General features: G+C 46.0%; 14 protein-coding genes. 9 read left to right on the top strand and 5 right to left on the bottom strand.

What is annotated here, in order from left to right; translation table 11 throughout:
- Positions 1 to 79: 79 nt before the first annotated feature.
- Positions 80 to 583, bottom strand: coding sequence for a MarR family transcriptional regulator (locus ACP4IT_RS05630; RefSeq protein ID WP_015474214.1), 504 nt, complete (start codon positions 581 to 583; stop codon positions 80 to 82).
- A gap of 250 nt (positions 584 to 833) precedes the next feature.
- On the bottom strand, positions 834 to 1,718 hold the full coding sequence (locus ACP4IT_RS05625; RefSeq protein WP_011668571.1) for a hypothetical protein: 885 nt from the start codon (positions 1,716 to 1,718) through the stop codon (positions 834 to 836).
- A 157-nt stretch (positions 1,719 to 1,875) separates the two neighbouring features.
- Between ACP4IT_RS05625 and ACP4IT_RS05620 the strand changes: the two genes are divergently transcribed.
- The 5 genes from ACP4IT_RS05620 (at position 1,876) to ACP4IT_RS05600 (ending at position 5,446) form a co-directional block, all read left to right on the top strand.
- Positions 1,876 to 2,361, top strand: coding sequence for a universal stress protein (locus tag ACP4IT_RS05620; RefSeq protein WP_011668570.1), 486 nt, complete (start codon positions 1,876 to 1,878; stop codon positions 2,359 to 2,361).
- A 413-nt stretch (positions 2,362 to 2,774) separates the two neighbouring features.
- Positions 2,775 to 3,890: a YibE/F family protein gene (locus ACP4IT_RS05615; RefSeq protein ID WP_011668568.1), complete on the top strand. Its 1,116-nt coding sequence runs from the start codon at positions 2,775 to 2,777 to the stop codon at positions 3,888 to 3,890.
- A complete protein-coding gene (locus ACP4IT_RS05610) occupies positions 3,887 to 4,669 on the top strand; it encodes a YibE/F family protein (protein WP_011668567.1) in 783 nt (260 codons plus the stop codon). Before ACP4IT_RS05615 ends, ACP4IT_RS05610 begins: the two co-directional genes overlap by 4 nt.
- Before the next feature lie 44 nt (positions 4,670 to 4,713).
- A complete protein-coding gene (locus ACP4IT_RS05605; protein ID WP_225364027.1) occupies positions 4,714 to 4,944 on the top strand; it encodes a hypothetical protein in 231 nt (76 codons plus the stop codon).
- 79 nt (positions 4,945 to 5,023) lie between these two features.
- On the top strand, positions 5,024 to 5,446 hold the full coding sequence (locus ACP4IT_RS05600) for a hypothetical protein (RefSeq protein ID WP_225356088.1): 423 nt from the start codon (positions 5,024 to 5,026) through the stop codon (positions 5,444 to 5,446).
- Between the two features lie 125 nt (positions 5,447 to 5,571).
- Here the strand turns inward: ACP4IT_RS05600 and ACP4IT_RS05595 are convergent, their stop codons facing one another.
- Together ACP4IT_RS05595 and ACP4IT_RS05590 are read right to left on the bottom strand one after the other, a co-directional pair.
- On the bottom strand, positions 5,572 to 6,636 hold the full coding sequence (locus ACP4IT_RS05595) for a peptidoglycan recognition protein family protein (RefSeq protein WP_065201798.1): 1,065 nt from the start codon (positions 6,634 to 6,636) through the stop codon (positions 5,572 to 5,574).
- 327 nt (positions 6,637 to 6,963) lie between these two features.
- A complete protein-coding gene (locus ACP4IT_RS05590) occupies positions 6,964 to 7,455 on the bottom strand; it encodes a Fur family transcriptional regulator (protein ID WP_011668564.1) in 492 nt (163 codons plus the stop codon).
- A gap of 269 nt (positions 7,456 to 7,724) precedes the next feature.
- Between ACP4IT_RS05590 and ACP4IT_RS05585 the strand changes: the two genes are divergently transcribed.
- From ACP4IT_RS05585 to ACP4IT_RS05575, 3 genes are all read left to right on the top strand, one after another.
- Positions 7,725 to 8,414: a VIT1/CCC1 transporter family protein gene (locus ACP4IT_RS05585; RefSeq protein ID WP_065201640.1), complete on the top strand. Its 690-nt coding sequence runs from the start codon at positions 7,725 to 7,727 to the stop codon at positions 8,412 to 8,414.
- A gap of 11 nt (positions 8,415 to 8,425) precedes the next feature.
- The gene (locus ACP4IT_RS05580; RefSeq protein ID WP_021741773.1) at positions 8,426 to 9,133 is read left to right on the top strand and encodes a VIT1/CCC1 transporter family protein; all 708 of its coding nucleotides are present in this window, start codon (positions 8,426 to 8,428) and stop codon (positions 9,131 to 9,133) included.
- Positions 9,134 to 9,217: 84 nt separating this feature from the next.
- On the top strand, positions 9,218 to 10,807 hold the full coding sequence (locus tag ACP4IT_RS05575; protein ID WP_080769700.1) for an APC family permease: 1,590 nt from the start codon (positions 9,218 to 9,220) through the stop codon (positions 10,805 to 10,807).
- A gap of 60 nt (positions 10,808 to 10,867) precedes the next feature.
- Here the strand turns inward: ACP4IT_RS05575 and ACP4IT_RS05570 are convergent, their stop codons facing one another.
- Positions 10,868 to 11,314, bottom strand: a complete 447-nt coding sequence (locus ACP4IT_RS05570) for a GNAT family N-acetyltransferase (protein WP_021741775.1) — start codon at positions 11,312 to 11,314, stop codon at positions 10,868 to 10,870.
- A gap of 143 nt (positions 11,315 to 11,457) precedes the next feature.
- Here ACP4IT_RS05570 and ACP4IT_RS05565 point away from each other — a divergent pair, with 143 nt between their 5' ends.
- The gene (locus tag ACP4IT_RS05565; protein ID WP_011668559.1) at positions 11,458 to 12,501 is read left to right on the top strand and encodes a lactonase family protein; all 1,044 of its coding nucleotides are present in this window, start codon (positions 11,458 to 11,460) and stop codon (positions 12,499 to 12,501) included.
- The last annotated feature ends 613 nt before the right edge of the window (positions 12,502 to 13,114 follow it).

The following is a 13,114-nucleotide window of genomic DNA, read 5'->3' as shown; positions in this document are numbered from 1 at the left end:
GGAATTGTTTTATCATCGAAATCTCATCAAAATACTGACACGAAAAGGAGGGCTGAGTTGCATCTCAGCCCTCCAAGCTTTAGTGACCACTTAGTTCGTCCTTCTTAGCCCGTAACACGGGGCGTTGAAACTTGGGACGGTTGCGATCCCAAACGGCAATGCTTTGTTGATACTGGGTGAAGAAACTGGTAATGTCAGCGGGTGTCAGACTGGTTGGGATTTGCTCCCAAGTCTGAGCGCTTTGCAAAAAGGCTTGCCGAATATCGTGCTCAACGTCAGTCCCCTTATCGGTTAAGCGCAGGTATTTTACGCGGCGGTCATCAAGCTTGGCTTCTTGTTCGACAAAGCCATCTAGCAGTAGGGCCCGTAACTTCCGAGCGGCAGCGGAACGGGTCGTTCGTGTTGAATCCGCCAGTTCGCTCAGTGTGATATTACGTTGCTCATGAATCTGTTTAAGCAACAGATACTGTTCAAAGCTGACGGCATACTGACTGGTGATCTGTTCAGCTGCATTGATCAGTACTCGGAAGATACCACGGTACTGCCGCAGAAATGTTTCAAATACTCTATCCTCGTTTTGCATAATAACTCCCCCTTGGAAAACGAATTCGGCCGATTTAGCAAATGACGCGGCGCCAACGCGTCGGGTCCTTCACTACCTCAGACTACCGTTATTATGCGGCCTAACGGGTAGGGATGAAAATAATTGAACTCGACCATTGTCACTAAGATAGGTCACCTTGTATTCTAAGTGAAGGTGGTTTGCTGTAACCCCAAAATGGGCTATTCAGTAATTGATATACTGAATAGCCCGCTTGAGTATGGTTAGAGGATTATTTCGTCATATAAATATACAAATGATCGGTAGAGAAACCAGTATTGAAGCGCACACCATTTGAGTAAATGGTCTTGGTCGTCGTGGAGGTACTCTTCTTCTTAGCGTCCTTCAGTACCTTTTCAAACTTTTTGATCACGTACTTAGGTTTAGCGTCTAGCGAGGTACCTAACAGAGCGAAGGTCGTCCCAAATTGTTTCTTGCCGGCCGTTGTCTTCATTTGCTTGGTTGGGGTGATTAAGGCTAATCCCATCAGTTGACCGTTTTGAACGTTGCCCCGAATAGTCACATCCTTAGTGGCAACTAGGTTCTTAACACCAGCGGATGTACTGGTCGGGAGTAACTCATCTTTAGCCTGTTTTTTAGCTGTTGCCATCTTGGCTTGCAGTTGTTTGGCTGCTGCTTGCTGTTTTTGCGCTGCTGCGGCCGCGGCTGTCGGATTTGTCTTAGCTAAAGCGGTCAGCTTTTTTTGCGTCGTCGCTTGATTTTTCTGTGCGGCTTGCAGTTGTTTTTGAACCTTAGCTGGCAAATGGCTAGCAATGGTCATTTGGTTATACTTAGCGGCCAACTTGCGGTAGTTGCCAAGTGCTTTGACCCGATGAACTGTCACGGTCTTATGGGTCGTTCCAGCGCTAACTTTGACCGTTTGGGTCTTAGTGGAAGCGGGAACCTGGAAGAAATAAGTACCGCTTTTCACGTTGACGGTCTGAGTAGCCCCATTATTGATCCGATAGTGGACCGTCTTAGTCTTGGCGTCACCCTTAATAACTGCCGTTAAGGCCGTTGGATGGTAATCGGTTTTGTTAGTGGTTAAAGCATTATTTGAACAGCCGGCTAAGGTTAGGGCTAATAATCCCAGGGCGCTCAACAGTAACTTTTTCATGATTTTATATTCATCCCTCAATGATTAATTTACTTGGTTTATCTTACCACATTCTTCTAGGGAAGCGAGTATGAGAATTGGCTAACATTTTAGCGGTGAACCTAAAAATCTCGTGAAAGCGTGTGCAAATCCCTTTTACGTGAGGAAAAGAATTGGTATGATAAAAGTGTTGAAAGCAGACCACATCGATGGTTTATTATGGGAAGGACGGGATATTATGTATGAACGGATCTTAGTACCAATGGATGGTAGCAAGAATGCCCATGCGGCATTAATGGAGGCCACCAAACTCGCTAAGGAATTGGGATCGAAACTGTTCATCGTTTCCGTCGCTAGTGATCAGACCTATGCCCACTACGGCGCGGAATTTGGCAGTGAGATTGTCACGCATTTTAAAGATGCAGCGGCTGAGTTTTTACAAAGCGCGGTCAAGGAAGTTGAGGCGCAGGGGGTACCTGTAGAAACCAGCTTCAAGGTTGGTTTGCCTAAACCGACAATTGCTGAAACCCTCCCGAATGAATTAAAGACGGATCTTACCGTAATCGGTCGTTCAGGGGTTCACGGACTAGGTCGGGCCATTATGGGATCAACAACGACCTATGTGGTGAACAACTCTAAGAGTAGTGTCCTAGTTGTTGATTAAACTTTAAATGCAAACAAAAATGCACTGGCAATTAACTTGTCAGTGCATTTTTACGTATATGGCGTCAAACTTACTTTTTGTTCTTTAACCAACGTTGTAAGTCTGAAATTTCGTCGCGCCGCTTCCGGTCCTTTTTACGGTTAACCTTCCGCCGGCCTTGAACGCCATTTGGATGTGCTTTTCTCATTGTAAAAACCCTCGCTTAACTAAAATAACAATCGACTGTCATTCTACTGGATATTTACGGAAAAAGCAAGGGCCTACGGAGTTTCTATGTAAATCAATGAATGTTCAAGCTTACTGGCACGCGGTTTACTGCAATTTGCTTAAAATTTTTATTACGGGTCAACGCCCCCGTCAGAAAGTGGTATATTGGGAATAATTCAGCAACAGGTAAGGAAGGGACGGGCAACATGCATTTTTTGACAACGAAGCGCGGACGTCTGTGGGCCTGGCTAGTCACGCTACTCATTGGTGGCCTATTGGTTTGGGGAACGCAGCACGATGCTCGCATTTATCATGATCCGATCTTACAAGTGACCCAGGTTAAGACGGGGACACCAACTAAGGAGACCGATGATTTCCATAATGTCGATCGCCAGACTAAGCAGACCTTAACCGGCAAGCTTTTAAATGGTTCTCACCGGGGACGGCAACTGACAATTACGAATACCTATTCGCAATCGGGGGCTATGGACCAGCGATACCATGTGGGGAGTCAGCTCTTCGTGGTCCTACATACGCATGCGGATGGTCACCTTAGTGCGACGGCTAAGGATATAAAGCGTGATACACCACTCGTCTTTATGCTGTGGTTAGTTGTGGGGCTATTACTGCTCATCATGCAATTTAGTGGATTTATGGCCTTTCTCAGTGTGGCCGCCAATGGGGTCTTGTTCTTATTGGCGATTTTACTAAATGGATCGACGCAAGGGGCACAGGTCTTATGGATTTTTGGTAGCTTGGCCGTTGTTTTTGCGGCGCTGACACTATGGTTGGTGTTAGGGGCCAATCGCCAGATGGTGATTACCTTAGCGACGACGTTAGGGGGAACGGCGTTCTCTATTATCGTGGCCTTACTCGTCTTTCATTTCACCCACGAAAAGGGCATGTATTATGAATCCATGCAGTATGTGACGCAATTGCCACGACCACTGTTCTTGGCAGAAACCTTACTTGGGTCGCTAGGAGCCGTCATGGATGAATCGACTGATATCATCTCGTCATTATTTGCCTTAAAACGAGAGCGTCCCGAATTATCAGCTATTCAAGTCTTTAAGTCTGGTCGCCAAATTGGCAGTACGATTATGGGGCCACTGATTAATGTGCTCTTCTTCATTTTTGTGGCGGATACATTTCCTATGGCGATGTTGTACCTCAAAAATGGGAACAGTTGGGGCTACACCTTTTCGATGAACATGTCGATGGGGGTTGTTCAAAGCTTGATTAGTGGGATTGGCATTGTCTTGGCCGTTCCTCTGGCGAGCTTTTTGGCTAGTCGGTTCATGGAAAAGAAGGTGATGGCATGAGTACAATTACGGCGTTAGGATTAGTCCTGCTAGTGCTGATGATTCTGGTCGGGGGCAAAGCCGGGGCCCAGTCATTTCTAGCCCTCATTTTGAACTTTGGGCTCTTGTATCTCGCTATTGTGCTGGTGGCGTTTCACTTCTCACCCTTGATTGTGACGTTAGTCGTGGGAATGTTAGTGTTAGCGCTGACCATCTTCATGAGTAGTGGGGATGATCTGTCGAGCACGGTCGCCTTTATTGCGTCGGCGGTGGTGTTAGTGGTCTTAATTGCTTTGATTGTCCCAGTTGAGCATTGGGCACTGGTCCAAGGGTTCGGTCCCGAAGATAGTGAGGACTTAGAAGGGCTGTCGGTCTTGGTGGGGATTAACTTCATTCAGGTAAGCACCGCCACAGCCATTTTAAGCACGCTAGGGGCGATTGCGGAGGCAGCCATGGCAATTGCTGCGGGCTTGAGTGAAATCCTCGAGCAGCACCCACAGGTCCCGTTAAATGACTTGTTAAAAGATGGTATCGATGTCGGCAAACAAATTATTGGAACGACTTTTAATACGCTATTCTTTGGGTTCTTTGGTGGCTTCTTGGCACTATTCATTTGGTTTACCGGCGTGCACTACTCATTTGGGGAAATTCTGAATGATAAAATTTTTGTAGCGGAGATTCTCATGATCTTGTACGCAATGGTCAGCGTGATTCTGACGGTGCCAATTACGACTTGGGTCATGACCCGCGCGGTAGCTGGTAAACGAAAACGAGCGGCGAAAGAAGAGACTCCCAAGTAAGGATTAACTGACGATAATGGAGAAAAAACATGAGAATTCACTGTATGGTAAGAAACATTAATGTTAAACGAACAAGAAATTTGTCTGTGAAATATTCTGAATTGGAGCTTTCAGATTATGAGATGCTGGGTGAATTTCCGGCTTATGATCGATTGGCTGATTTTATGTGGCATATTTTTAAAGAAGAAATTATGCCAGAAGGTTTTGAAATTGAAGACGATGATGATCCCGAAGATGAGGCGACTATTATTCAAGGGGATTTTTTGGGAAGATGATGACTATTATCCGCCTGTGCTAACTTCGAGGGGACCTGGAAAGGCCGCTAGATATTTGTTGTGCTGTACGAGTAAATCTTTGGCAACAACTTATCAGATTCGGTTCACTTTGGATAAAAGACGAGTTGGACTGTACGCCTTTGATATGAGAAATTTGCATGCAGTAATTACTGATAAGGACAAGACTTATACGTTTGATGATGAAGGAAATAAGGCCGAAGGATTTGAAATATTTGAAAATATTACTAGGCCTTTGTGGGAATTAGCAGCTAATACAATTATGTTTGCTCAGGATGGAACAGAAGATGAAGGAACTCTGGATTTTGCAAAACCACGTTGGGTTGATGCTAGTAATATTTTGACAAGCTTAAGCAGGGACGGCAATAAGTGCCATTTGACTGGTCGACTACCAGACAATAGTTATCACGCTGATATGACCTTCGAATTTCGAGAGTTGTTAGGAGACGAATTTGATGAATTTGTAGATGCGAGTGGTTTATAACAAGATTATCGTAAACGAAAAGCGTTAGGAGATACACGTCCTAACGCTTTTTATGTGGAATTAGAAAATTAGTGAACTAACAACCTAAATAAAAACCGCCTAACGTAATCGTTAGACGGTCATTATTAGTTACTGCTGCTTGAGCTTGCAACACTTGAACTAGCAGCACTAGCATTGGATGATTCGACGCTAGCAGATGTTGCAGTTGCCGTTGTGGTAGCGACATCCTTGATGCTGGTTAAGTTACCAGAGTAGACCCAGTAACGTTTCGTACTGTTCTTAGATGGCCGAATACGGTACCACATGGACCCAGTACTCTTCTTAGCCGTCATGTCGATGTAGTAAGCCTTACCAACCTTAGGTGAAATCTTGGACCAACTTTGTTTAGTGGCATTCTTGTTGGACCCCTTGACGTGGTTGTATAGGTAGTAGCTCTTGTACTTGCTACTTAACTTAGCTTGTTTATTCACTGACGTGTAGGTTGCGTTTACCAATTTGGTGTGTGAGGTACTGAAACCGTTATAGTACTTTTTCACCATCTGGTAGAACATTGCCATCGTGTAGCCTTGGCCAAAATACTTCTTCCCAGTTGCTGAGTAATAACCAACGGGGTCAGTATGCGTTGAGCCACCTAAGTGACTGGCAACGGACCCATGTGACCATACGGTACCTTTGCCATCATAAGCAGCATCGTTAGGCTTAAGGTTATATTCTTTCAGCAAGTAGGCGGTGTACCAAGCAGCGTTAGCAACTTCGTGTGCAAAGGCAGACTTACTGTGGACTTCAACTTGTTCAAATTGAACGAAACGAGAGTTACCAGGGGAACCAACACCCCAAGCCAGGTAATCCGTATTAGCGATATTAATAATCCGGGAACCATCAACGAAGCTATGCACGAAAGCGTTTTGGTAATTATTCTTCATATAGGCAATTTCATTATAGATCGTTGATGAGGGGTTAGCCGTTTCATGAACAACAACCCCTTCTGGCTTACCCTTACCGTGGCGATACTTGTACTTCGGGAAGCCATTCCAAATTGATTTGGTAATTTTAGCTGGCGTGATGTTTTTACTTGAAATATAGCTATTAACCTTGGAAGTCGCTGCGGAAGCGGTCGTTGTGGACGTTGATAATCCAAAAATTCCGGCGGCACCAAGGGTAGCCAGTGTGGTTAAAACGATTTTGTGCATGTTCACCCTGATCATCCCTCAAATCTTTCTAGTCATTAATTACGACAACCAATAAATTGGTTGCTCAGTCGGTGGTTGTACGATTCGTTATCCACTATAACATGTTAGACGCTAACGACAAGCGTCAAATCAGGCTTTCTGCGTAATATTACGCGGGAACGCGCGGTGGTAACAGCATTTACCTAGCGTGTTTGCAAATAGATTAAAACTTCACGACAGGACGTAACCTATCTGTAACATTGACATAGCGCCGTTTGTTCCCATTCACGAGGCGTAGTGCACGCAAAAAACAGATCGTCCGTTGCGTCGGCGACCTGTGCGTAATGGTTACTTAGTTGGTTGGGTCCATCCCTGTTGTTCAGGATCGATGTGCAGCTTTCGTTGACATTCAGGGCAGATCCCGTGAAGTTCAACGTGATTGCTAGTGACCAAGTAGTGGGTTTGTTCTCGCGTTTGGTGGTTTAAGTTAGCCTCAACTGCGGCGATATTAGGGGCAAAAACATCGGTAATTTTTCCACAATTTTCACAAATAATGTGGTAGTGTGGTCGGCCGTAAAAATCATAACGCAGCCCACCCTTATCGTTGGGGAGGGCAATGACGATGCCCAGATCAACAAAGAGATTTAATGTGTTGTAGACGGTCGCCATGCTGAGATTAGGCAGTTCATCCTCTAAGGCGTGAAATAAGGTTTCCACTGAAGGGTGATTGTGATGTGCGACCAGATACTTTAAGATAATCTGGCGTTGCGGGGTGACCCGTACTTGATGTTCCCGCAGTAATTGAATGGCCGCATTAAGTTCTTGTTGTTGCGTTGCCAAATCTAAAGTCTCCTTTCTAAGAATCACTCTAGTTTAAGTCTATTAAAACACATTTTAACAGGACTTCCAGCAGAAAGCTCTAGTTTAGAATAAATCGTCACAAAAATGAAAAATAAAATCTAGAGAGGTTTACTTTTATGACGGATAGAGTACAATGGATTCAGTAGCAGATAAGAACTATTCTAAAGAGAGATAAAAATTGACTATCCCTAACTTTTTGAAAGTAAAGCTGATTAGATGGGGATTGTTGCAGATGGGGTGGCGTAAGAATGGAAACAAAAGTGAAGAAGACTGCAACGTTGGCACAACGGATCAACGTCTTGCGGGCGAGTGTCATGGGGGCCAATGACGGGATTTTGTCGGTTGCCGGAATTGTTGTTGGGGTTGCGGGTGCGGCAACCAGTAGTTTTGCGATTTTTATTTCTGGCATCGCTGGCATGATTGCCGGGACTGTGTCCATGGCCATGGGGGAGTATGTGTCAGTTAATACGCAAAAGGATGCCCAGCGAAAGGCGATTGAGACGCAAACCACCGCTTTAGACGATGACTATGAGGCGGAGTTTGGCTTTGTGCGTGATAAATATGTTGCCAGTGGGATTAAGCCGGAATTGGCAGAGCAGGCGACTAAAGAAATGATGACCCGTGATCCATTAAAAACCACGGTACGCGAGCGTTTTGGGTTTAATGTTGGTGAATATACCAATCCATTTTCTGCGGCGATTGCATCCATGATCTCATTTCCAACTGGGTCTATTCTGCCATTGGTCTCAATTACATTATTGCCTAGAGGCTATCGGATCGTGGGGACCTTCATTGCGGTGGTCGTGGCCTTAGCGATTACCGGCTATATTGCGGCGGTATTAGGGAAAGCCAACCGACGGAATGGGACGATGCGGAACGTCATTGCGGGAATTTTGACGATGCTAGTGACTTACGGCATCGGGCACTTATTTGCTTAGGGGGCAGTTAAATGGCAGCAAATCAACAGGTACAAATCAAGAAGGTTAAGCAACACCAGACGATGGACGAGAAGCTCAACACGCTGCGTGCTGGGGTATTAGGGTCAAATGATGGTATTTTAACGGTTGTTGGTGTGCTATTCAGTGTGGCCGCCGCAACGACCGATCAGTTTACGATTTTTATTGCGGGGCTAGCCGACTTACTAGCCTGTGCGTTTTCCATGGCGTCAGGGGAATATGCTTCAGTCAGTACACAAAAGGATACTGAAAAGGCGGCCGTTGCTAAGGAAGAACGGTTGTTAAAGACCAACTATGCCGACCAACTGGCCGCCGTGCAGCAATTCTATGAAGATCGGGGTGTGACTGCGGAAACCTCGTTAGCTATTGCTAATGACTTAATGGCTAAGGATGCCCTGGCAACGGTCGTTAACGTCAAAGAAGATATTCAATTAGGGCACTACATGAATCCGTGGAACGCGGCCTTCTCCTCGTTGTTTGCCGCGGCCTTGGGCGGAACTTTTCCTTTAGTCGCCATGTCACTCTTTCCAGCAGCTACCCAGTGGCCGGCAACGATTGTAGCCGTATTATTGTCCGTGACGTTAACCGGGTATTTGAGTGCCAAATTGGGTCATGGACTCGTGAAAACCGCAATTATCAGAAACGTTATCGTGGGAATTATCACGATGTTTATTCACTATTACGTGGGTCAGTTCTTCTAACAAAACTATTGTTCTTTTCTTATTGCAATGTCAGAAAGCTAGTGTAAAATTAGTCAAATATCTTTTGGAAATGAGGAATTTGGCTTGAAGCGTAAGATGAGTTTGTTTTCGTTAGTCATGCTAACGCTGAGTGCCATCATCGGGTCTGGATGGTTATTTGGCGCGGGGATGGCAGCCCAGATCGCCGGACCAGCGGCGATTATCTCTTGGATTTTGGGTGCCGTTATTATTGGCTTAATTGCTTTAAATTATATTGAACTGGGAACGATGTTTCCCACGAGTGGCGGGATGAGTCAATACGCCGCATTTTCACACGGTCCGCTGTTGGGGTTTGTTGCGGGGTGGTCTAATTGGCTATCGCTACTGACCATTATCCCCATTGAAGCCGTAGCTGCTGTGCAGTACATGAGCTCTTGGCCGTGGGCGTGGGCCAATTGGACCCGCGGCTTTTTGCGGCACGGGGACATCACTAATGAAGGGTTAGTCATTGTTTTCTTATTTATTCTGGCGTTTACCCTGCTGAATTTTTGGTCCGTCAAGTTGCTCACGCGGTTTACCAGTTTTATTTCGATCTTTAAATTAGCGATTCCTACGTTAACGATTCTGGTACTGATCGGGACGGGATTTGAGCCGCAAAATTTTGGTCATGCGGCCGGGTTTATGCCCAGCGGCACGGCAGCAATCTTTTCGGCAACTACGGCGGCCGGCATTATCTTTTCATATAACGCCTTTCAAACCACGATCAACATGGGCAATGAAATTGCGCATCCCGAACGCAACATCTTATGGGGAATTGTGATTGCCTTTGGGATTAGTGCGGTGATCTACACGTTGCTACAGGTCGCCTTTATTGGTGCCGTGCCAGCTAGTGCACTGCAGCACGGGTGGCAAGGGGTGAACTTTGAGTCACCGTTTGCTGACCTGGCGATTTTGCTGAATCTAGGGTGGCTGTCAACGTTGTTGTACCTAGATGCCTTTGTTTCACCATTTGGTACTGGGGTTTCATTTGTGGCAACCACGAGTCGAGCACTCGCCGCGATGACTGGTAGTAAGCACATGCCGACTAAGTTAGGTGAAGTTAATCGTAAATACCAAACGCCACGACGAGCCATGGTTGTGAACATGTTGCTGGGGGTTGTGTTGGTGGCTGGTTTTCGTAATTGGAGTGCGCTGTCGAATGTTATCTCGACATCGACGCTGATTGCTTATTTAACGGGGCCGGTGACGGTGACAGCTTTACGACGACAAGCGCCTAATTTTAGTCGCCCCTTTCGCTTAGCCGGTTTACGGTGGTGGGCACCACTCGCTTACGTTTTAGCGAGTCTAGCAATTTACTGGGCAAAGTGGCCCACGACGATTGAGGTGTTTGGCGTCATTGCGCTAGGCCTGATCTTCTATATTTATTATGAAATTCGTCGTCCAGCTGGTTGGCAGGCGCTGCAAGCAAGTCTGCGGGGCAGTCGCTGGCTGTTGTTAGAGATGATCTGGTTAACCGTCATGTCCTTGATTGGAAGCCATGAATTTGGTGGTACCGGTTGGGTGGCTTATCCCTTAGATTTTGTTTTGGTGGTCATCGGGAGTCTGGTGTGCTACTACTTAGGGGTACGAGACGCTTACCGCAGTGAGTCTTTTGAGATTGCGGTTGATTTGAACAGGCGGGTTAATGAAGATTAATCTATGCAATTAAATAGCCACCATCTGCGGTAGTGGGTCTACCGAGGATGGTGGCTATTTTTAATGTTGTTGCCAAATCCAGTCGTTATTCTGAGTGGTGAAACCGGCCGCAGCTAACACCGTTGGTTCAACGTGGGCACTTTGACTGAGGGTCATGGTTTTGAGTTGTAACTCGTCTTGACCAAAGTGCACGAGACGGTCAATGATCTCTTGTTGTTCCACAGCTGTTAGTCGTCGTCCTTGAATGGTCAGCTGACTTGTGCGTGTGTTGAGATCTAAGTGTGTAAAGCCACCCCAGCCAATTAGTTTGTGTGTTTGGCGGCGTTCAATCCCCCAAGTCAGGGCAGTTTGGCCCATCGTTTGTTGCATGGTTGCGTTTACCCAGTCAGCCGTTTCGGCCAGATCTTGTTTGGTCAATTCGGCGACATTTTTAAGTTTAAACTGGGTTAGCCAATCAAAGCGAAAAATGGGGGTTAGTAGCGGGTGATACCCTTCAAAGCTAGACATGTCTGGTGCATCCTTTCCGTTTCAGTTCATTAATCATATTGTACCGGTCTTTTGCTCGTTGAGCCAGTGACTTAATCGCTGTTTGACTGGGAGCTGTGCTATACTTGAAAGTAACATTGGTAAGTTGAAAGGGGTAGCACAATATGACGGAAGAGTTTTATATTGGGACTTATACCAAACGGATCAGTCGCGGGATCTATCGGGTAAGTGTGGATACGACCACACCCAAGCTGATGGATTGCGAATGGTTAGCTTCTGCAGGAAGCCCAACCTACATCGCGAAGTCTAACGCCAAGCGGTTATACGTTATCAATAAGAAAGAAACTGATGGTCAAACACATGGTGGTCTGATTATCTATGATATGTCGGAAGACAAGCCACGAGCGATTCAACAACTCTTAGATTTGGGTTCGTCACCAGCTTATGTGGCCGTTGATGAAGACCGGCAATTAGTCTATACGGCCAATTACCACACAGCTGCGGTTGACGTCTACGCAATCAATCCGGATGGCACCCTGAAGCGGACAGATCAAGTAATCGATCAGGACCCGGTCGGCCCGGCACCAGAACAGGCTGATGGGCCCCATCCCCATTTTGCTGATTTAACGCCAGATAACCGATTAGTCGTGTGTGACTTAGGCTCTGATCGGGTTTACGTGTACGATGTCTCCGCAACTGGCAAGTTGTCAGCGGTTAGTCACCTTGACTTACCAGCTGGTTATGGTCCGCGGCACATCGTGTTTGATGCTAAAAAGGGTGTGGCTTACTTAGTTGGTGAGTTGAGCAGCAACGTGGCAACATTAAGCTACGATACGGCAACGGGAACGTTTACGGTAAAGACCATTGTCTCAACGATTCCAGACGATTGGACGGCCCACAATGGGGCAGCAGCGATTCGGTTAAGTGCCGACGGTAAGTTTGTTTATGTATCTAACCGTGGCAATAACTCACTAGCGGTATTTGCCAGTGATGAAGCTGGTCAGTTGACGTTGGTTCAGCGGATTTCAACGGAAGGCGATTTTCCGCGTGACTTTAACTGGACTGCCAACCAGCGACTAGTGTTAGTGGTAAACCAAAACTCGGATAACGCTTCGTTATTTGAACGTGATGCGCAAAGCGGCAAGTTAACGTTAGTTCAAAAAGACTTTATGGTGCCAGAAGGTGTCAGTGTCTTACCCGCTAAGTAGCATGGTGTGCTAGTTTGTTACGCCAAAAGCTCGAGACAATTGGTCTCGGGCTTTTTGTTACGTTACATCTGAAAATAATTGGCAATCGATTAAAAGACAGTAGCGACAAGATTTCTCCTGATGCTTTGTTAGTGTCTCGTCTTTTAACACACGGTTAAAGTCAGACCATTATCAGCATCGACTCCTCACGTTCCGAGTAACGCATCAAATAGATCGACCAGATCGACGGATCAATGACGTCACTTCAAATCCTAGGCGTCAGTCTGTTTGGTCGACGCTAATGCTAACCGGTTTGGCCCTTACAGCTGGCGTCAAGAGTCCTGGCGTCACGGCACACTCTAGGTCCAATAACTGGAAATTAAATTAATAGAGAAGTCGTTTGAAAATAGATGTAATTTACTAGGGGAATTTCACAAATAAAGAGTGTCTCCCCACAGATCGCTATGGGCGAGACACTCTTATTTGTGAAAGGCAGATTGTAAAATTTAAATTGAACATTTAAGTGGACAGAAAAACCCATCAAGGTCTTTAATGGTGTTACCACACAATCCATTAGAAAGAAGGACCTTGATGAGCACCACTATTTTATCATTCCAGAACCGTGTTGTCATTG

Origin of the sequence: Levilactobacillus sp. LN180102 (assembly GCF_050106635.1) — a bacterium.
Taxonomy (GTDB): Bacteria; Bacillota; Bacilli; order Lactobacillales; family Lactobacillaceae; genus Levilactobacillus; species Levilactobacillus brevis.
The sequence above is the reverse complement of the archived record's forward strand: the minus strand, read 5'-3'. Positions and strand labels throughout refer to the sequence as shown.